This is a genomic window from Dactylosporangium sp. NPDC051541, assembly GCF_044454505.1.
Taxonomy (GTDB): Bacteria; Actinomycetota; Actinomycetes; order Mycobacteriales; family Micromonosporaceae; genus Dactylosporangium.
In genome coordinates this window covers 117,818-137,280 of record NZ_JBITDU010000008.1, presented here as the reverse complement: position 1 = coordinate 137,280, position 19,463 = coordinate 117,818, and the positions used below count along the sequence as shown (strand labels likewise).

General features: G+C 73.0%; 19 protein-coding genes. 7 read left to right on the top strand and 12 right to left on the bottom strand.

Features of this window, described 5'->3' with window-relative positions; all coding sequences use genetic code 11:
* Positions 1–23 precede the first annotated feature (23 nt).
* On the bottom strand, positions 24–3,506 hold the full coding sequence (locus ACIA8L_RS32400) for a LamG-like jellyroll fold domain-containing protein (RefSeq protein ID WP_395910394.1): 3,483 nt from the start codon (positions 3,504–3,506) through the stop codon (positions 24–26).
* Positions 3,507–3,659: 153 nt separating this feature from the next.
* Here ACIA8L_RS32400 and ACIA8L_RS32395 point away from each other — a divergent pair, with 153 nt between their 5' ends.
* Entirely contained in the window at positions 3,660–6,161 is a 2,502-nt protein-coding gene (locus ACIA8L_RS32395; protein WP_395910393.1) for a tetratricopeptide repeat protein, read from the top strand.
* On the opposite strand, the gene ACIA8L_RS32390 is transcribed toward ACIA8L_RS32395, so the two are convergent.
* The 5 genes from ACIA8L_RS32390 to ACIA8L_RS32370 all read right to left on the bottom strand — a co-directional run bounded on the left by ACIA8L_RS32390 (position 6,131) and on the right by ACIA8L_RS32370 (position 10,065).
* Positions 6,131–6,568: a protealysin inhibitor emfourin gene (locus ACIA8L_RS32390; protein WP_395910392.1), complete on the bottom strand. Its 438-nt coding sequence runs from the start codon at positions 6,566–6,568 to the stop codon at positions 6,131–6,133. The two genes, ACIA8L_RS32395 and ACIA8L_RS32390, sit on opposite strands and share 31 nt — an antisense overlap.
* A gap of 105 nt (positions 6,569–6,673) precedes the next feature.
* Positions 6,674–7,321 carry a class F sortase gene (locus ACIA8L_RS32385; RefSeq protein WP_395910391.1) on the bottom strand — a complete coding sequence of 216 codons (648 nt, stop codon included), beginning with the start codon at positions 7,319–7,321 and terminating at the stop codon, positions 6,674–6,676.
* Positions 7,321–8,133, bottom strand: coding sequence for a DUF4397 domain-containing protein (locus tag ACIA8L_RS32380; protein ID WP_395910390.1), 813 nt, complete (start codon positions 8,131–8,133; stop codon positions 7,321–7,323). The genes ACIA8L_RS32385 and ACIA8L_RS32380 overlap by 1 nt, the downstream gene beginning before the upstream one ends.
* A 131-nt stretch (positions 8,134–8,264) precedes the next feature.
* On the bottom strand, positions 8,265–9,362 hold the full coding sequence (locus ACIA8L_RS32375) for a cellulose binding domain-containing protein (protein WP_395910389.1): 1,098 nt from the start codon (positions 9,360–9,362) through the stop codon (positions 8,265–8,267).
* A gap of 67 nt (positions 9,363–9,429) precedes the next feature.
* A complete protein-coding gene (locus ACIA8L_RS32370; RefSeq protein ID WP_395910388.1) occupies positions 9,430–10,065 on the bottom strand; it encodes an SHOCT domain-containing protein in 636 nt (211 codons plus the stop codon).
* 89 nt (positions 10,066–10,154) lie between these two features.
* Between ACIA8L_RS32370 and ACIA8L_RS32365 the strand changes: the two genes are divergently transcribed.
* A complete protein-coding gene (locus tag ACIA8L_RS32365) occupies positions 10,155–10,685 on the top strand; it encodes a SigE family RNA polymerase sigma factor (protein WP_395910387.1) in 531 nt (176 codons plus the stop codon).
* A 2-nt stretch (positions 10,686–10,687) separates the two neighbouring features.
* Positions 10,688–11,383 (top strand): hypothetical protein, encoded by a 696-nt coding sequence (locus ACIA8L_RS32360; protein ID WP_395910386.1) that lies wholly within the window; start codon positions 10,688–10,690, stop codon positions 11,381–11,383.
* A 107-nt stretch (positions 11,384–11,490) separates the two neighbouring features.
* On the opposite strand, the gene ACIA8L_RS32355 is transcribed toward ACIA8L_RS32360, so the two are convergent.
* The 4 genes from ACIA8L_RS32355 to ACIA8L_RS32340 form a co-directional block, all read right to left on the bottom strand.
* A complete protein-coding gene (locus ACIA8L_RS32355; RefSeq protein WP_395910385.1) occupies positions 11,491–11,967 on the bottom strand; it encodes a hypothetical protein in 477 nt (158 codons plus the stop codon).
* A 93-nt stretch (positions 11,968–12,060) separates the two neighbouring features.
* Positions 12,061–12,510 carry a MarR family winged helix-turn-helix transcriptional regulator gene (locus ACIA8L_RS32350; protein WP_395910384.1) on the bottom strand — a complete coding sequence of 150 codons (450 nt, stop codon included), beginning with the start codon at positions 12,508–12,510 and terminating at the stop codon, positions 12,061–12,063.
* 5 nt (positions 12,511–12,515) lie between these two features.
* On the bottom strand, positions 12,516–12,932 hold the full coding sequence (locus tag ACIA8L_RS32345) for an SRPBCC family protein (protein ID WP_395910383.1): 417 nt from the start codon (positions 12,930–12,932) through the stop codon (positions 12,516–12,518).
* Positions 12,933–12,986: 54 nt separating this feature from the next.
* The gene (locus ACIA8L_RS32340) at positions 12,987–13,355 is read right to left on the bottom strand and encodes a VOC family protein (protein ID WP_395910382.1); all 369 of its coding nucleotides are present in this window, start codon (positions 13,353–13,355) and stop codon (positions 12,987–12,989) included.
* A 66-nt stretch (positions 13,356–13,421) separates the two neighbouring features.
* On the opposite strand from ACIA8L_RS32340, the gene ACIA8L_RS32335 reads away from it, so the two are divergent.
* From ACIA8L_RS32335 to asnB, 3 genes are read left to right on the top strand one after another with little or no spacing between them, the layout of a single operon-like run.
* On the top strand, positions 13,422–13,880 hold the full coding sequence (locus ACIA8L_RS32335; RefSeq protein ID WP_395910381.1) for a MarR family winged helix-turn-helix transcriptional regulator: 459 nt from the start codon (positions 13,422–13,424) through the stop codon (positions 13,878–13,880).
* A 12-nt stretch (positions 13,881–13,892) separates the two neighbouring features.
* Positions 13,893–14,843 (top strand): ADP-ribosylation family protein, encoded by a 951-nt coding sequence (locus ACIA8L_RS32330; RefSeq protein ID WP_395910380.1) that lies wholly within the window; start codon positions 13,893–13,895, stop codon positions 14,841–14,843.
* A 52-nt stretch (positions 14,844–14,895) separates the two neighbouring features.
* Complete coding sequence (asnB, locus tag ACIA8L_RS32325) at positions 14,896–16,629, top strand: asparagine synthase (glutamine-hydrolyzing) (protein ID WP_395910931.1); 1,734 nt, start codon at positions 14,896–14,898, stop codon at positions 16,627–16,629.
* A gap of 33 nt (positions 16,630–16,662) precedes the next feature.
* On the opposite strand, the gene ACIA8L_RS32320 is transcribed toward asnB, so the two are convergent.
* Entirely contained in the window at positions 16,663–17,097 is a 435-nt protein-coding gene (locus ACIA8L_RS32320) for a hypothetical protein (RefSeq protein ID WP_395910379.1), read from the bottom strand.
* A 6-nt stretch (positions 17,098–17,103) separates the two neighbouring features.
* Entirely contained in the window at positions 17,104–18,051 is a 948-nt protein-coding gene (locus ACIA8L_RS32315) for a pentapeptide repeat-containing protein (protein WP_395910378.1), read from the bottom strand.
* Between the two features lie 92 nt (positions 18,052–18,143).
* Between ACIA8L_RS32315 and ACIA8L_RS32310 the strand changes: the two genes are divergently transcribed.
* Positions 18,144–19,136, top strand: a complete 993-nt coding sequence (locus tag ACIA8L_RS32310) for an LD-carboxypeptidase (RefSeq protein WP_395910930.1) — start codon at positions 18,144–18,146, stop codon at positions 19,134–19,136.
* Positions 19,137–19,463 lie beyond the last annotated feature (327 nt).

Genomic DNA, 19,463 nt, shown 5'->3' with positions numbered 1-19,463 from the left:
CGCTGCCTCCGGGCGACTGAGGATCAGGGGATGGTGGCGACGGAGGCGGCCGGGACGGCGCCCTGGTACACGGTGACCGTGTCGATCGCCCCATGCCAGAAGTTGATCAGGCGGGTGGGGGTGCTGCCGCCGGCATCGGTCCATTGGGCGCCACCGACGGTCAGCGGGCCGGTCGCATTCCAGCCGGCGGCCGTCCGGGTCGTGGTGCCGGCCAGGGTCCCGTTGACGTAGAGCGACACGGCGCCGGAGACGGCGTCGTAGACGCCGACCAGGTGCACCCAGGTGCCCAGGTCGGCCGCGGTCAGCGCGGCCGGCGCGGCGGCATGGACCCATCCGGCCGAGCTCTCGCTGTCGACGTCCGGTAGCGAGAACGACCACTTGAACCCCTGGCCGAACTGCCGCACGCCGAGATAGAAACCGCTGACTCGTTCGCCGGACTGCCCCACGGCGGTGAAGTTCCAGGCCGGCATTGTGTCAAGGCGCACCCAGGCCGACACCGTCATCGACTGGTCGGTGTGCAGGACCGGCCCGGGTGATCCGGTCGTGGGGTCGATGCTGCGCGCGGCGCCGTTGCCGGCGAAGGACAGCGCCGAGCCCTGCTGACCGCCGGCCGTCCACGTCACACCCGGTTCCAGGGTGAGGTTGAGGTCGTGGAAGTAGTCGGAGGAGTCGAAGGCGGTACCCCCGCTGCCTTCGTTCATGAGCCAGCGGGCGACGTTGAGGTTCGCCGCCGGCTGGGTCGGGTCCACGACGGCGGCGATCTCCGCGGCCCCGAGCGCCCGGTCCCACAGGCGGATGTCGGACAGGCTGCCGGTCCAGTGCGCGCCGCCCTGGCTCCGGCCGATCCACAGCCGGCCGGCCCCGGCGAACAGGGTCCGGCCGGTCAGCGTGGTCTCCAGGGTGCCGTCCACGTAGATGCTCAGGCTGGGCGCGGCGGCGTCGTAGACCGCTGTCACGTGCGTCCACACGCCGAGCTTCGGCACGGTCCGCGAGCGGGCCGCGTCCCACTGCGGGTTGGGCACGTCCGCGGACGGCGAGCCCACCACCCACCGGTCGTACGGCCGGTCGTACTGCACGTACACGGCGCCGAAGTTGGTCCCGGCGATGGTCAGGATCTCCCGGGTCTCGGAGTTGTCGTCGAGCTTGACCCAGGCCGCGACCGTGAAGTTGCGGCTCGTGTCGAGTACCGGCCCGTCGAGGCGCAGGTCGGTGTCGGTGGCGCCGTTCATGTACAGCGCGGAGTCACCGTTCACGGTCCGGCCGGGGGCGCCGAACCGCGAGTCGCCCTGGAGATTCGCGAACGCGTTGTGGCCGTGCCCGGTGACGTCGGCCGCGCCGGTCGACCCGGCCGGGTCGGTGAGCGGCCACCGGGCCACCTCGGTGGCGGCCTGGGCCGCGTTGAAGGCGTACGTCGTCTCCGCGGCGCTGAGCTGGATGCGGTCCTTGGCCTTGACGTGGATGGTGCCCTGCCCGGCGATCGGCGTCCAGGCGATCGTCGCCGAGGTCCCGGCCGCGAACGACGGGGCGTGGGTGCCGGCGCCGTCCACGACCCACCACTGGAAGCCGGTGAGGTCGGTGTCGGCCGGGCTGCCGCCGGCGGCGAGGGTCAGCCGGACCGTCCGGCCCGCCGCGAACGGCTGGTTGGCCGGGTCGGCGGCCGCCTGCGGCGCGCTCGGCGCGACCGCGTCCACCTCGAGCTCGCACCACCCGGTCCAGCCGGAGGTGTCCTTGCCGGAGGTCCCGCCGTAGGACCAGGAGTCGCCGGCCCGCACCCGCCACCGGTACACCGAGCCGGTGCTGAACGCGGGCGCCGGGGACGGCGACGTGACCCCGCCGGACTGGGGCGTGCCGGTGGCCGACCCGGCCGCCGTCCAGGTGCTCGTGGCCGCGTCGAACCGCTCCCACTCGAACTCTCCGCGCAGCACACTGCCGATGTCGCCGCCGGTCGCGCCGTCCGGGTCGCTCACCCGGGCCGACAGCACCGGGGTGGTCACCGCGACCACGGGCCGGCCCGAGCCGGTCGCGCAGGCCTGGCCGTGCGTGCTCTGCGTATCGGGCAGGTTCGGCACGGTGTTGTACACGATGGACAGTGCGGCGGAGTTGTGGTCGAAGCGTTTCCACTGCGCGGTGGCGCCCTCGTCCATCGCGCGCAGGCCCAGGGTGAGGTCGCCCCAGCCGCTCGCGTACGCCGTGTCGACCATCGTCTTGGCGTTGAAGGACACGGTCCCCGTGTCCCCGCAGCCGGCGCCGCCCCCGGCCCGGAAGGACGCGTTGGCGGTGGCGACGAGGTCGTCCCGGAAGTTCGGCTGCGTGTTCCAGGTCGTCGCGGACGAGATGGCGCTCGTCACCCACAGCTTCGCCGGCGACGCCGGGGCACAGGTCCAGGCCCACTTCTGCGTGATGTTGAACGTGGCGGCGAGCACGTGCTTGCCGCGGGCGCCGTTGATGTCCATCCGGACGAACGAGCGCACCCGGTACTGGGGACTGAGGCAGGTGTTGCCGCTGAATTCGTCGCACGTCCGGCCGGACCCGGCGTCGCCTTTGGCCGCGCCGTTGTTCATGACGAACGTCGAGCTGTTGACCAGGTCCGAGCGGTCGGCCACGACCTTCCAGACGTTGCCCGACACGCCGCCGGCCCAGGACGGGTCCAGGAACACCGGATACCTGGTCCTGGGGTCGGTCAGGAACGCCCGGTCCGGCACGACCGTCACACCGCCGGCGTCGAGGTGCTCGCCCATGACCGCGGACCGGGCCAGACCGCCGGGCCCCGTCGCGGCTTCGCCGGTGGAGTCCCACATCAGCGCCGGCGGGGAGGTGAAGACCGGCGCGCCGGAGGCGTCGCGGGCCTCCAGCCCGCCGCCCTTGACGGCCGACACCGACAGGCCCGCCGTGGACAGCCCGAACCGGACCGCGGCCAGCGCGGGATTGTCCGCCGCCCGCCGCGTCTTGACGACGAACACCTGCTCGAACCCGGTCGGCGTGGCGGTCAGCCGCAGGTCGACGCCGGGCAGCACCTCCGGATAGGTGGCGGTGTCGCCCGAGAGCACCGGCTTCGGCAGCGGCTGCGTCCAGGTCATGGCCAGCATCCCGGCACCGCTGGTCAGCCGGGCGAGCGCGGCGTCGCCACCTCCCGAGAACTCGGTCGGGACGGTCGTCGCCACCGGCTTCACGGCCGCGCCCTCGTGGCGCAGCGACGTGTCGATCGAGTCCCACGAGCCGTCCGCCCGCCGGACCCACTGCGGCTGCGCGTATTCGACCAGCTCCCGATTGCCGTCGGGGCGGGCGAGGGTCCGCGCGGTCGGCGACCGGCCGGACAGGTCTTCCACACTCCGGCCGCAGGCGGCGGCCATGGTTGCGGCCCTGCGAGCGTCCCGCTCGCTGTCGCCGCACGCAACCGTGGCCACCGCCGCGGCCGTCCCCCCACCCTCCCACACGTGGATCGCCAGCCCCGCCACCACGATGAGGACGGCCGCTCGTGAGATCAGCCCCCGCGCTCGACATGTCATCCCCGGCACCCCCGTCGACTCTGCCGCGACCGTCAGGGACACTCTCGTGAACCGGCGCCCGGGAGGACAGGCCATCGACCGGACATTTCCTGGCCGCTGCGCGGTATATTCGAGGACGACGATGTTCTGCGGGGGGCGGACATGTTCGGTCGGATGATCGTCGCGCATCGGCTCCGGCTGGGCCTGACGCAGGAGAGCCTCGCGGAGAAGGCCGGCCTGAGCGAGCGCAGCCTCCGCCGGCTGGAAGCGGGTCAGATCCGGACGCCCCGGATGTCGTCGGTGGCGCTGCTGGTGGCGGCGCTCGGCCTGCACGGTGCGGAACGCGAGCGTTTCACTCAGGCCGCATACGCCGGGCCGGACTCGTTCACCGCGGCCCCGCGGCCGGTGCCGCGCCAGCTCCCGGCCGACGTGCGGGCGTTCACCGGCCGGGCCGATGAGCTGGCCGAGCTCGAGCGCCTGCTGGCCGAGCCGGCCACCGATGCCGGGTCGCCGCCGGTGATCGTGGCGGTCACCGGCACCGCCGGAGTCGGCAAGACCGGCCTGGTCGTGCACTGGGCCCACCGGGCCCGGGACCGGTTCCCGGACGGGCAGCTCTACCTCGATCTGCGTGGCCACGACGCCGACCGGCCGATGGAGCCGGCCGAGGCGCTGACCCGGCTGCTGCTGTCGCTCGGGGTCGGCGAGCGGGACATCCCGATCGACCCGGCCGAGCGGGTCGACCGATACCGGTTCGCGGCGTCCGACCGGCGGGTGCTGATCGTGCTCGACAACGCGGTGTCGGCGGAGCAGATCCGGCCCCTGCTGCCCGGCACCGGACCCGGCGCCGTGCTGATCACCAGCCGCGACAGCGTGGCCGGGCTGGTCGCGGTCCACGGCGCCCACCGGATGGACCTCGACCTGCTGCCGGAGGCCGACGCGGCGCTGCTGCTGCGCCGGTTGATCGGCGGCCGGGTCGACGCGGAGCCGGCGGCCGCGGCGACGCTGATCCAGCAGTGCGCCCGGTTGCCGCTGGCGCTGCGGATCGCGGCCGAGCTCGCCTCCGCCCGGCCCGCCCGGTCCCTGGCCGACCTGGTGCGCGAGCTCGCCGAACACCGCGACCGGCTGGAGCTGCTCGACGCCGGCGGCTACGCCCACGCCGACGTCACCACCGTGTTCTCGTGGTCACTGCGGCGGCTGCCGGCGGCGGCGGTTCGCACCTTCCGGCTCCTCGGCCTGCACCCCGGGCCGGGCTTCGACGCCTACGCCGCCGCCGCGCTCACCGGCGCCGGCCTGCAACCGACCCGGGCCGCCCTGCGGCTGCTGGCGCGGGCCAACCTCATCAGGGCCGGCGAGCACGACCACTACGGCATGCACGACCTGCTCCGCGCCTACGCGGGCGCGCTGGCCGCCGCCGACACCGGCACCGACGCCGTGGACGCGGCGCGGGAGCGGCTGCTGGACTACTACCTCGCGGCCGCCGCCGCGGCGATGGACGGCCTGTTCCCGGCCGAGCGGCACCGACGGCCGCCACCGCCGCCCCGGCCCCCGGAGCTTCCGCGGCTCGACCGGCCGTCCTCGGCGCGCCGCTGGCTGGACGACGAGCGCGCCACGCTCGTCGTGATGACCGAGCACGCGGCCCGGCACGGCCGGGCCGGTCACAGCGCGCGGATGTCGGCCACGCTGTTCCGCTACCTGGCCGGCGGTCTCTACAGCGACGGCCTGGTCGTGCACGAGCACGCCCGCCGGGCGGCCCGCGCGGCCGGTGACGGGCCCGGGGAAGGCCACGCCCTCCTCGGCCTCATCGACGCGCATGTGCAGCTCGGCAGCCGGCAGGCCGCGGCCGAGCTGGCCGAGCGGGCGCTGTCGCTGTTCCGCCGGGCGGCGGAGCCCTCCGGCGAGGCCCGGGCCCGATACAGCCTCGGCATGATCGAATGGATGTCCGGCCGATACGACCGCGCGCTGGATCACGCCGGCCCGGCGCTCGCCATCGCCGGCGTGGCCGGCGACGAGATCGGCGAGGCGAAGGCCCACAGCCTGGTCGGGCTGGTCGCGCTGAACCAGAGCCGGCTGACGTCGGCGCAGGCGTGCTTCGAGGCCGCGGTGACGCTGTACCGGCGCCACGGCGATCACAGCGGTGAGGCATACACGCTGCACAACCTGGGCTGCGTCGAGCAGGCCCGGGGCCGGCACCGCCCCGCGGCCGAGCTCCACCGGCGGGCGCTGGCCCTGTTCGCGCCGCTCGGCGACCGGGCCGGGCAGGCCATGGCGCTGGACGGCCTCGCCATCGCGCACACCGGCCTGGACGAGCTCGACGAGGCCGAAGCCGCCCTGCTCCGGGCCCTGGCGATCGCCCGGGAGATCGGGGACCGCCGCACCGAGCCGGTCGTGCTCAACAGCCTCGGCGAGCTCGCCCGGCGAGCCGGTCGGCCCGCCGAGTCCGCCGCCCGCCACGCGGCCGCGTCGGCGGTGGCGGCCGCGGTCGACGACCCCTACGAGGAGGCCCGGGCGCAGGCCTGCCTGGGCGACGCGTGCCGCGAATGGCGGCGGCCGGACGAGGCCCGGTCGCACTACGCCCGCGCGCTGGAGCTCTACGAGCGGCTCGACGTGCCGGAGGCGGGCCGGGTCCGGTCCCGGCTCGACGAGCTCTACCTGGGTGCGAACGGGCGGACGCCGTAGCGCTCGGACTGCGCGATCACGTCCCACAGGATCTGCGGGGCCTTGGCCCCCTGCATGGTGGCGACGGTCTGGTGGCGGTCACCCGGGAACGTGACCGTGACCCGATAGGCGAAGCGGTCGCAGCAGGTGTGCTTCGGCTGATACGCGGCGTGCAGGCGCTGGAACCGGCGCGTGCCGGCCAGGCGCAGCGCCGGCCGGCCGCCAACCGTCGTCTCGTCCACGACGAACGCGGTGTGCTCGCCGGCGAAGCCGCCCGAGCGCTCCAGGACGATCTGGGTGGCCGGGGCGGCGCGCCGGGCGTCGGATGCGGCGCCCGCCGCCGCGGGTGCCGCCGGTGCGATCAGCGCGGCCGCGGCGATCGTCGCCGCGCCGATCGCCGTGCCGGTGCGTCGGATGTTGCGTTCCATGCTGGCCACCCCCGTGTGCCGGGCGCCGCTCGGTCGGCGCCTCCCCCCCGAGCACACCACGCCCCGGCGGCCGGTTGGCCCGGTATGCGGAAGCCGGGTGGCGGGTCAGCCGTTCGGGCCCGGCTCGGCGGTGATGACGACGTTGTCGCGGTAGTGGCCGCTGCCGCGGTCGAAGGGACCGCCGCAGGTGATGAGCGTGAGCCGGGCGGCGCCGTCGCGGGCGAACAGCCGGTCCATGGGCAGCTGTGGCTTCGGGTAGATCTCGCGGGCCACGACCGTGAAGCGGCGCACCGTGCCGTCCGCGCCGGTGACCGCGACCGCGTCGCCGGGGCCGAGCTCGCGCAGCCGGAAGAACGCGCCGCCGCCCTGCTTCGCGCTGTCGACGTGGCCGGCGATGACGATCGAGCCGGTCGTGGCGTTGAGGGCGGGGCCGTACTTGTACCAGCCGACGACGTCGACGCTCGGCGGGACCGCGAAGTCGCCGGTGTCCGCCTCCACACCGACCGGGTCGACCCGCGCGGTGAGGCCGAGCCGGTCGATGCGCAGCTTGGCCGGGGGCACCGGCGGGCTCTCCACCGGCGACCGAGAGTCCGCCGGGGCCGGCGTGGCCGGGGACGCCGAGGCGAGCGCTTCGGCGGCCGGTGCGCCGACCGGGGGTGGCGGCCGGTCGCCGCAGGCGGTGACGGCCGCGCCGAGCGCGACGACGCCACCGACCATCACAGCGCACCAGCCGCCGAGCCTCCGGCCTTGCATCAGGCCCGGGTCCGGACCCGGCGCAGGGCGAGCACGCCCCCCAGGAGCAGGATCAGACCGGCCCCGCCGAGGACGTAGACCAGCGCGCCCGGGCCCTGGTCGGCCGTCCCGCCACTGCCGGAGTTGACGCTGCCGGGAGTACCATGGAGGCCGGAAATCGTCTGTGCGACAACGCCGAGTGTCTTGCCCTCGGCCGAGCCCACCGCGTAGACGATGGTCGACGTGCCCTCCTTGAGGTCGAGGTTCGCCGCTGGGATCGCGACCGTCGTCGTGCCGGCGAGGACGACGTCGGCGCTCACGGAGCCGGCCGCGAGGTCGGCCTTGGCCTCGTTGGGGTTGCTGAGGTTCTTGAACACCGGCTGGCCACCGGCGCGCACGTCGACCGCGGGTGCGGCCGCCGTGTGGCGCACGACCAGGCGGGCCTTGCCCGGGGCGAGCGTCGACACGTCGTTGACAAACGGCGTGAGCGTCGGCTTACCGTCGGCGGTGAGGTGCGCGACGAGGCTGATGTTGGCGTCGGCGGGCACGGCGGCCTGGTCGACCTTGATGATCGGGCTGGTGACCGGGTCACCGGGCTTGACGATCACGATGTCGTACTTGCCGGCCGGCAGCTCCAGCGGCCCGGCGACCTTGGACGGCTGGAAGTTGTCCAGGGTCTTCTTGCCGTTGACGTAGACGTCGACGGGCTGACCCGGGATGCCGTGCACGACCGACACCTTGCTCGCGCCGGCGGCGTGCGCGGGCAGTGGCGCGACGAAGATCCCGGCGGCTACACAGGCGGCGAACGCGGCCAGCGAGCGGCGCAGCGTCATGGGAGGGGCCCCTTTCCAATCGGTGACTGGCTGTGTCACCGGTGGATTCGCGGGGCCCCCGCAGGCCGGATTCGTTGGATGGAACATGCCACAGACCGCAACCGCCGGGGCGGTTCCCGCCGTACGCGCGCTCAGGCGGTGCCGCAGGCCGTGCCGTTGAGCGTGAACGCGGCCGGGGCGGCGCTGTTGCCGGTGTGCGTGGCCTGGAAGCCGAAGCTCGTCGAGCCGCCGGCCGGGATGGCCGCGTTGTAGCCGACGTTGCGGGCGGTGACCGCGCCGCTCGCGGGGGAGTAGGTTGCGTTCCAGGCGGCGGTGATGCTCTGCCCGGACGGGAGCGTGAAGTTCAGCGCCCAGCCGTTGACCGCGGCGGCCGACGTGTTGGTGATGGTGACGTTGGTCGTCAGGCCGGTGTTCCAGGCGTTGACGGTGTAGGCCACCTTGCAGGCCCCGGCCGGGGGCGGGGTGGACGGCGACCTCGACGGGCCGGCCGACGCCGAAGCAGAGGCGGAAGCAGAAGCAGAAGGCGATCCGGGGGTACTGCCGAGGCTGCCGGGCACGGACCGCAGGGCGTCGTACCAGACCGTCGCCATCTTGCCGTACCCGACGGTCCCGGGGTGGATGCCGTCGAGCAGGTCGGCGGTGGTCAGCGCGCTGTACATGTTGACGAGGTGCAGGTGCTTGCCGGCGTTGACCCGGGTCTGCACGATCCCGGGAATGGCCGCGTTGTAGGTGCGCACGGTCGCGTCGCAGCACTGCACGGGGATGATCTGGGCCACGAACACGTCCGCGTCGGGCACCAGCGCGGTGATGTGGTCCAGCAGCGTCGCCAGCCGGGCCGGTGCGCCCGCCGGGTCGCTGCCGTAGATGTCGTTGGTGCCGATGTGCAGCAGGATCGTGCGCGGGTTGTACGTGGGCAGCCAGCTGCCGACCTGGGCGTCGATCTGCGCGATGGTCCAGCCCGAATGGCCCTCGTGGTCGTGGTCGCCGAGGGTCGACGGGCCGTTGGACATCGACCCGACGAAGTCCACCTTGTATCCGCCGGCGACCAGCTTGCTCCACAGGTCGATCCGGTAGCCACCGGCGACGCTGAGGCCCTCGGTGAGCGAGTCGCCGAGCGGCATCACCTTCACGCCGCCGTTGGACTCGGCACTCGCGGTGCCGACGGCCAGGAACATCGCGGCGACGAGGGCGGCCAGGGCGGTACCGATGGCGAACAGGCGTTTGACCATGCATCGACACTGGCAAGATCCTCAGCCGTCGGCCAGGAAGCCGCCCCGGCCGCGGCCTTCGCCCAGGTCAGCCCGTGAAAGTTGCGGAGCGCTTGCGATCCTCGTATTCGGGCGTGCTGAGCAGCCCCGACGCGTAGTCGGCGACCGCCCGCTCCAGCACGTCGAGCCGGTCCGCCGCGCCCTCCTCGCCGATGACGCTGCGCAGCCGCGCGAACTCCTCCGCGTCCAGCACCCCGTTGTCGCGCAGCCGCCGCAGCCGCTTGCGGGGCGATCTGGGGTCTTCCGGCGCCGCTGTCGTCTCCGACTTGCGCTGGACGACGAAGCCGATGCCGACGGGGATGAAGACGCCGCCCATGATGAACGCGCCGAGCCGCGACTCGGACGGCATCGAGTCCTGCAGCGCGGCCTTGAGGATCACCGCCAGGCCGAGCCCGACGAACCCGATGAGCCACACCAGCTGCCCGGTGCCCCGCGCGTTGAGCCCCTTGCGGCTGGCGGCGATCCCGGCCAGCCACAGCAGCGTCCCGCCGCCGAGCACCAACGAGAACGTGATCGTCCCCGGCGGGCACGAACGCGTGCTGATGTACGGCCCGCCCGACGCGCAGTTGCCGGTGTTGAGCAGCCAGTTCATCCCGACCCACATGGCGGCCGCTCCGGCCAGCCCGAGCACCACACTGAGCACGTCCCGCACGACGGGTTTCATGCGTGCGAGGGTGGCACACGGTGCGCGGCCGCGCGCTGTCCGATTGGCGACGGCCCGGTGCAACCTGAGGCTGTATGGAGCCGGTCAAGGTGGACGTGAGACTCATTGGAAGGCCGGACGACAGCGGCCGTGATCAGCAGTTCCACGAGTTCGTGGCGCGGCGGCGCGGTGCGTTGCTGCACACGGCGCGGCTGCTGACCGCGGGCGATGGGCATCTGGCCGAAGATCTCGTGCAGACGGCTCTGACCAAGCTGTATGTCTCATGGTCGGCGTTCCGGCGGGCGGACAACCCGGACGGATACGTGCGGCGGGTGCTCGTCAACGCGCTGACCGACGAGCGCCGGCGGGTCTGGCGGCGGTTCGAACGCAGTGTTCCGGACCTCCCGGACCGCGCCGGGCCGGCCGTCGCCGGGGCCGACGACCCGGAGCTGGCCGCCGCGCTGCGGGAGCTGCCGCCCCGGATGCGGGCGGCGGTCGTCTTCCGGTATGTCCACGAGCTGGACGTCGCGCAGACCGCCGAGGCATTGGGCGTCTCGGCAGGAACCGTCAAGAGCCAGACCGCGCGAGCCCTCAGCAAGCTCCGCGCAAGGTTGCAGTCAATCCCAGAAGGAGTCAAGTGACAATGGATCTGCACTCGCGGCTCGACCGCTTCGGCGGGCCGATCGAGCCGGTGCCGGCCGAGCGCATCGCGGCCGACCTCGACCGCGGCCGCCGCGCCGTGCGCCGCCGCCGCACCACCGTCCTGGCGACCGGCTCGGCTGTCGGCGTGGCCGCGCTCGCCGCCGCGCTGGCATTCGGCGGGGGCACCACGGCTCCGGTCACGAACGCGGACCGCGGCCAGGCCGTCGCGGAGTCGTCGGCCGGCGGCCTCACCCTGGTCGCATATCACGGCCCTCAGCCCAAGTTCTTCACGATCGACAAGGTGCCCGCGGGCTACTTCATCCAGGCCGACGACTACGGCGGCCTGACCATCGCCCCCGACCGGGTCAAGCACCCGAGCCCGGGCGTGGACCCGTCCAAGGACCCGATCTACGACCCGCTGAACCTGGAAGGCAAGATCGCCGTCTACCTCGAGCTGCAGTCCTACCACGGCGACCTGAGCGGCGACACCGTGACCGTCGGCGGGCACCAGGCCATCATGCACCCGATCGGCCCGACCTGGCAGCTGCTCATCAAGGTCGCGCCGACGGTCTTCGCCACCATCCAGGTCGATGTCCCGCTCACCCGTGACCAGATCCTCGAGCTCGGAGCCGGCCTGCACGTGAGCCAGGAGGCCATCGACCGCGCCGCCGACGTGAAGGGCAAGTCCGGGAATTAGTGACCGCCCACACCGCATGACCACCCGACCGGACCGGCCCCCGCGCCGAGCCGGTCAGGTGCATTGGCCGCTTCCCCCGGCCCATGATCCCTCGCGCCGCGCCGTGTTCATTCGGCTTCCAGCTGCGCGGCGACCTGCTTGAAGCCGTCCTTGATCAGCTGCCCGTAGTCGTCGTCGGCGAGTGCCTCGAGCCCGCCGCGGGCCAGCTCCAGGTGCTCGCGGGCGGTCGTCCGGTCGCCGAGCCGGCGGTGGCAATCGGCCAGGTTGAGGTGCAGCGACGGATACAGGCCGGCGACCGACAACGGCACGCCCGCCCGTGCCACCCGCTCGTCGGTGATCCGCCCGACCACGGCCAGGGCGCGGCGGTCCCACTCCAGCTCGTCGCGCACGTCGTCCTGCACGTCGGCCATCGAGTGCGCGAGCACGCAGACGTGTAGCGGGTCGCCCCGCTCGCCGCCGATGTCGGCCCAGATCTCCGCGAACATCGCCCGCGCCGCCGCGCGCTGCCCCTGCCCGTGATGCAGCGCCACGGCCTCCCCGATGCGGGCGAGCGTCAGGTCCGTCCCGGGCGGCGGCGACGTCATGGGGGAAGGCTACCGGCTCGACGCTTTCGCCGGGCGCCGCGGTGAGCGGCGGGTCGCTCGCACTGGTGGGCGCCGGCTTGCTCGCGGCGCGGCTCAGTCGACGTCTGCTGACCGCCGCCCCGAACGGCTGAGCGCGCGCAGCGTCTCCAGCAGCGCGGCGGGGTCGCGGACGGACTGGAAGAACGCGGCGTCCGTGGCCTCCACGGCCGCCACCGCCCGCGCGGCGACCTCCGCCCCCCGGTCGGTCACCCGCAGCAGATTGGCCCGCGTGTCCGCCGGATCGACCTCCCGCCGGACCAACGCCTTGGCCTCCAGCTTGCGCAACACCTGGGACGTCATCTTCACATCGGTCCCGGCCTGCCGGGCCACGCTGAGCTGGTTGGGCGACGACCCCTGGGAGTTGAGCCACCACGTGGTCGCCAGCAACACGAACTGCACGTGCGTGAGGTCCAGCGGGGCCAGCGCCGCAGCGATGTCACGCTGCCAGCGCAGCGTGACATGCCAGAGCAGAAACCCGGGACTGTCGTTCGGATCCAGGGCCACGAGGCTCAGCTCTCGGCCAGCCGGACCAGGGCGGCCAGGACATCGGGGAAGTCCGCGGTGATCGCCGGCCCGACCTGCGGCCCGACTGCGTCTGCGGCCGGCCCGCTGATCTCGGTCCGGTAGACCACCCGGGTGGTGCCGGCCGCGCCCGGCTCCAGCGAGTGCACCGTGCGGACGACGAACTCCCCGGCGTCCAGCTCGTCGGTGAACAGTTTCCCCGGCACGACCTCCGTCAGCCGCATCCGCAGCGGCTCCTCCCCGGGCGGCGTCATGGTGAACGACGTCCCGGCCTCGAACGGCCCGTCGATCGAGATCCGCGCGACCCCCGCGTTCCACTCCGGCCACTGCGCGACCGCCGACCAGTGCCGCCAGAGCACCTCAGGCGCCGCCGTTGTCTCCACGCTGTGCTGATAAGCCCACATTCGCCCTCCCGAGCAATTAGGATGCGCGAAGACTATCTGTGCGCAGACTAAGAATCAAGCGCGGTCGTGGAGCGTGATCTGATACCCGTCGAGGTCGGCGAAGGTGAAGGTCCGCCCGAACGGCCCGTCGATCGGCGCGGAGACAATGGTGTGCCCGTCGGCCGCGAGCGAGTCGTGAATGGCCTGCACATCGGTGGCGTGGAGCCAGATCGCCGCGCCGACGCCGGGCTGCGGCGCGGATGCCAGGTCGGTGCCGGGCACGAGGTCCCGCAGTGCGAATGCGATCGGCTTCGTGTCGAACACAACGGCGTGCGGCGGCCCGGCCGGCGAGCGAACCAGGCCGAGGTACCGCTCGTAGAACGCCTGTGCGGCGTCAAGGTCGCGGGTCTGCAGCGAGATGAAGTCGGGTCCGGTGACGGCCATGGTGCACTCCTCGGGTGTAAGCGTGTCAGTATCCTGACACGTACCAAGGTATGTCAGAATGCTGACATGAGTCAAGACGATGCCGGCGTCGACCTCGAGACGTCCCTGGGCTACCTGCTGAAAGAGGCGTCGAGCGCGCTGCGCGTGGCGATGGAGGAGGTCCTGCGGCCGCTCGGCATGAACGTCACCCGCTACTCGTGCCTCGAACTGCTGGCCCAGCGCCCCGGCCTGTCCAACTCCGACCTCGCCCGGGGCGCGTTCGTGACCCGCCAGTCGATGAACGTGCTGCTGCAGGCCCTGGAGCGGGAGGGCCTCGTCACCAGACCGGCCGAGGCCCCGGTCGGCAAGGTCCTGCCCACCCGCCTCACGCCCCGCGGCCGCCGCGGCCTCGAGCAGGCGTCCGCGGCGGTCCGCCAGGTCGAGCTGCGCATGCTCGCCGGCCTGACCGCGCCCGAGCGGATCGCCGCGCTCCGCATCCTGCGCAGCATGGTCGGCTCCCTGCGCGGCGGCCCCGAAGCCACCTGATATCAAAGGCGGATGCGGACAACACCCGAAGGACTGGACCCGCCCACCGCGCTCGCCACCATGGAGGCGCGCTTCCCGAGCGTCGAGGAGCATTTCCGCCGGGTGTACTCCCTGAGGCTGCCCCGGCACCTGGCCGTCTACGCCGCTTTCTGGGCCGGCCTCTCCGACAACGCCGCCCGGTGCCTGAGTGAGCGGCTGGGCCTGTCTCCGTGGGGCATCACCGAATACTTCGAGGACGGCGGGCTCGACCGGGTCACCCGCGACGGCCTCGATGAGCGCCTCCACTGCCGGTTCCGCCGCGACCCGGCCGAGTTCGTCACCGTCATGGGCGGTGACACCGACGGCCTGCACTTCGGACTCTGGTACGACGACCCGGCCGAGCTCCCGAGCTTCATCGCCTACAACTACGCCCGCGACTCCGCCGAGACCTGGAGCCACCACGCCCCGACGCTGCTGCACGAGATCCGCATCCGCCTCGCCGACGCGAAGCGGGACGTGGAGCTCGACGGGCCGGAGCACTACGAGGGCATGCCCCCGTTCGAGCCCCTCGAGGCCGCCCTCGACGCCTACGCGGACGCCGACGCCGCCGCCCTCGCCGCCGACGGCCCGGTCACGTGGGCCGGCGCGCCGCGGCCGCGCGTGGCCATCACCATCGGCCCCGTCCTGCCGGAGGACGCCGGTGACCCGAGGGCGGCCGAGTCCGGCGAGCGGCTCGACACCTACCGCGACCCGGCGAGGGCCGCCCCCGTCATCGCGGCGGCGCGGTCCGAGCTGGCCGCCGGCCGCCCCGCGCTGGCCCTGGTCGTGGGCGGGGAGCTGCACTGGCTCGACGCCGACGAGTACCGGCCCGAGTCGACGGAGCTCCTCACGGGCGCCTATCGGGCACTGGGTCGCGACGCCCTCGCCGGGATCGTCGAGGTGCACCACGCGCACCGGGACCTGCGCTCGGTCGACATCTTCTGAGCAATGCCCGGGTGTACGGCCCTGACCTGGGCTTATCCTGAAGTAGTGCGGGATCGCGGGCTGGGTCGCCTTCGACGGTGACCTCAGGGTCCACGCCGCCGTGCTCCGGGCGATGACGGCCACCCTCGCACTGCGGGGGCCGGACGGCGAAGGGGTGTGGCTCTCAGAGCACGCCGCTCTCGGCCACCGCCGTCTGGCCGTGCTCGACCCGGGCCACGGCGCCCAGCCGATGCTGGCGATGCGGGCCGGCCAGGTCCGGGCCGCCCTGGCCTACGGCGGCGAGACGTACAACTTCCGCACCCTGGGCCTGGACGCGCGGACGGGCACCGACACGGAGGCGGTGCTGCGGTCGTATCTGCGGTGGGGCGAGGGTTTCGTGACCCGCCTGGAAGGCATGTACGCGTTCGCCCTCTGGGACGCCGCCCGCGAGACGATGCTCCTCGTCCGCGACCGGATGGGCGTGAAGCCGCTGTACTACCTCCCGCTCCCCGACGGCGTCCTGTTCGCCTCCGAACCGAAGGCCATCGCCGCCCACCCCCGGGCGAGGCTCCGCGTCGACCTGGACGGCCTGCGCGAACTGCTGTCCTCGGTCCGTACCCCCGGCCGCACCGCCTACCGCGACCTGCGCGAGGTCCGCCCCGGCGAACTCATCCGGGTCGACCGCGCGGGCCTGCACGCCGTGCGCTACTGGAGCCCGCCGAACGCCGAACACCGGGACGACCACCGCACCACCGTCCACAATGTCCGCAGCCTGCTGGCCGCCGCCGTCACCACCCAGTCCCGCGCCGACGTCCCCGTCTGCGCCCTGCTGTCCGGCGGCCTGGACTCCACCGCCGTAGCCGCCCTGGCCCCACGTCCACTGCGGACGGTCACCCTGGCCGAGCCGGTCGACGCCACCCCGGCGCGGGCCGCCGCCCAGCTTCTGGCCACCGACCACGAGGAGGTGACGATCACCCCCGCCGACCTGGCCGACCCGATCAACCGCGCGACGGCCTTGCAGGCGCTGGAGTTCCCGACCGGCCTCGGCGCGTTCCACACCTCCCTGTACCTGCTGATGCGGGCCGTCCGCGAACACTCGACGGTGACCCTGACCGGCGAGGCCGCCGACGAACTCTTCGGCGGCTACCCCTGGTGGGACGCCCCCGGCGGCGCGTTCCCGTGGCTCACCCCGCCGCACGGAGTCCAGGCCGACCCGGAAGGCCCGCCGACGGACGTCCTCGACCCGGTGCTCAGCAAGGCCCTGGACCTGGAGGCGTACCGTGACAACGCCTACCGCGAAGCACTGTCCGAAGTGGAGCGGACCGGCGACGGGCCCGCCGATCGGGTCCGCGAGCGGCGCCACCTCCACCTGACCCGCCTCCTGCCGATCCTGCTGGACCGCATGGACCGGATGAGCATGGCCTGCGGCGTGGAGGCCCGGGTACCGTTCTGCGACCACCACCTGGTCGAGTACGTCACCAACATCCCCTGGCCCGCGGAGTCGAAACGCCTCCTCCGCGAGGCGGTCGCCACCGACATCCCGCCGGTCGTCCTCAACCGCGTGAAGAGCCCATACCCGGCACCAACCGGCCCCGAGTACGAACTGGCCCTCCGCTCTCAACTGCTGCACGTCCTGGAGGACTCGGCGAGCCCGGCCCTGCCCCTGCTCGACCGCCAGCGCGCCTGGCACCTGGTGGTAGCCCCGATCGCACCCCCGCCCTACGCCGCCGCCCGCCGCGCGGTGGAGCTGATCCTGGGCCTCGACCACTGGCTCCGCCGCCTCCCGATCACACTCGACCTACCCTGATGTGGCTGCCACTCCTTCGCGAGCACGAGGTCTTCAGGTGTCCTCGGCATCCGCATCGGCACTTGACATCGGAGCGGTGGCTGAGCGGCGGTGCCCGGTCCGGGCGGTGGCCGAGCGGCGGTGCCCGGTCCGGGCGGTGGCGATGGCGACGACGGCCAGGGCGGTGATCACGGCCTGGCCGATGCGGGCCAACGGTTCCGGTTCGAGCAGGACGTATGTGGCGTAAGCGTTGGCGAGGGCGTCGGTGACGAGGACGGCCGCGGCCAGGTACGCGCCCGCCGGGCGGCGGGTCCAGAGCAGGATCGCGGCCAGCGGGTCGAGGACGGTCAGGGCCGTGAAGTACGCGGCGAGCCACGGCGGTGCCCACGCGTACGGGGGCCAGCCGTCCACGGCGAGCTGGTACACGTGCACGCCTCCGCCGTACAGCAACACGACGATGAGCGTTACTGTCGATACGCGCAGCCACATGCGCGGTCAGGCTTCCAGCGCGGCCAGGTCGCGTTCCGCGAATTTCCGGTGGTACCACTCTTCGTTGAGCACCACCCGCAGGCACTCGCCGACACCGAACGCCTCCGGCGGGGGCCAGCCGGGGCCGTGGACCGGGGTCGTCCTCGCGGCCAGGGACTCGGGGGTGAGGCTGTCGACGAGGGTCCGCACGGTCGCCATCCGGTCGTGGCGCAGGGCCAGGGCCTCGTCGAGCGTGGGGCGGGCGGCGCGATCGCGCGGTACCCCCGGCGTGTCCTCCATCTGATCCCAGGGCAGGTCCAGCGGGTGCCACGGGGCGGGGTCGCCGAGGATGGCGCGGCGCACCCAGCAGTCTGTCGCGAACGCCAGGTGGCGCAGGGTTTCGATGAACGACCACTCGCCGTCGACAGATTCGTGCAGCTTTTCCGGCGGCAGGGTGCGCGCGCGGTCGACGGTTTGTGACCACCGCAGTTCGACGAGGTCCCAGGCCGCGCGGAAGCCCTCCGGCGTTGTCGGGCGCATCTTGACCCGCTCCGGGTCGCGGCGGTCGAGCTCGGCCTCGACCAGGGGTGCGATGTCGACGCCGTTGATGACGAGCCCTTCGACGTCGCCGTCGATGACCGTGCGGCACAGGTCGACACCGATGAAGTGCCCGCCGCTCAGGTCGACACCGCGCATGCGTGCACCGTGCAGCCCGACGTTCGTGAAGTGCGCGTCGCGCAGGCCGACGTTCGTGAACTGCGCACCGTGCAGGTCGACGTCCGTGAGGTGCCCGCCGCTCAAGTCGACACCGCGCATGCGTGCACCATGCAGGCCGACGTTCGTGAAGTGCGCGTCGCGCAGGTTGACGTCCGTGAACTGCGCACCGTGCAGGTCGACGTCCGTGAGGTGCGCGTCGGGGAGTTTGACGTTCGTGAAACGCGCACCTGGCAGCTCGCGGTCGACGAAATCGTTCATGTCTGGACGGTAGCAGCGTGCTTGAATCGACACTTGTGACGCGTGAACTCATCCATCCGCCGAAGGCGCGGCCCGGCGATCGCATCGCTGTCGTGTCGCCGTCGTTCGCCGCGCCCGCGCTGTTCCCGGCCGTGCACGGGCAGGCGATGCGGCGGCTGACCGAGGTGACCGGGCTCGTGCCGGTGGAGTACCCGACGACCCGCCGGCCCGGGGCGACACCGCAGGATCGGGCCGCGGACATCAATGCCGCCTTCGCCGACCCGCGGATCCGGGCGATTCACGCCGTGATTGGCGGTGACGACCAGATCACGGTGGTGCCGCACCTCGATCCCGGGCTGGCGCTGGCCGATCCCAAGCCATTCGTCGGTACCAGTGACAACACGAACGTGCACCAGTGGTTGTGGACCCATGGCGTCGCCAGCTTCTACGGCGGCTCGACGCAGGTGCACCTCGGCCCCGGCCCGGCCGTGGACGACCTGCACGCCCGTTCGCTGCGGGCCGCTCTGCTCACCGGCGAACGTCTGGAGATCACCGACCCGGGCGAGTCCGAGGACACGGGCGTGTCGTGGGACGACCCGCGGGCGCTGACCGAGTACGGCGCCCGGGAGCCGACCACACCCTGGGACTGGTACGGACCCGAACGATCTGTCACCGGCCGCACCTGGGGCGGCTGCATTGAGGTGCTCCAATGGGTGCTCACCGCGGGGCGGTTCCCGTTCGGACCGGACGCGCTCGACGGCGGGGTACTGCTCGTGGAGACATCCGAGGAGCTGCTGCCGGCCCGCGAGGTCGCCTGGATCATGCGGTCGCTGGGGGAGCGGGGTCTGCTGGCCGCCGTCGCCGCGGTACTCCTCGCGCGCCCGCCGGTGTCCGACTTCGCGCGCCGGCCGTCCGCAACTGAGCGCGACCGGCTGCGAGCGGAGCAGCGCGACCGGGTCGTCGAGGTCGTGACCAGCTACAACCCGGACGCCGTGGTGTGCGTCGGCATCCCGTTCGGCCACACCCGGCCGCAGTGGATCCTGCCCCACGGCGGCCGGATGACCGTCGACGGCGCCGCCCAAAAGGTGTTCGCCGACTACGCCTGACGGGCTGCGCGTTCGTCCGCCTTTGTCCGACGACGGGCTGCGCGTTCGTCCGGCTTTGTCCGACGGACGTGGTCTGGGCGAGCGAGTGCGACGGTCGTTGATGAGCGCTGCAACGTCGGCCTAGTGTGCGACTGCGACTGTCTGTTCGAGTGCGTCGGTGGGCAGGTGGCGGGGGCGGACGGCGACGTGCAGCGTGGGTGTCGCCGCGACGATCCGGCCGGGCGCGACGTACGCCTAGTGTGCGACTGCGACTGTCTGTTCGAGTGCGTCGGTGGGCAGGTGGCGGGGGCGGACGGCGACGTGCAGCGTGGGTGTCGCCGCGACGAT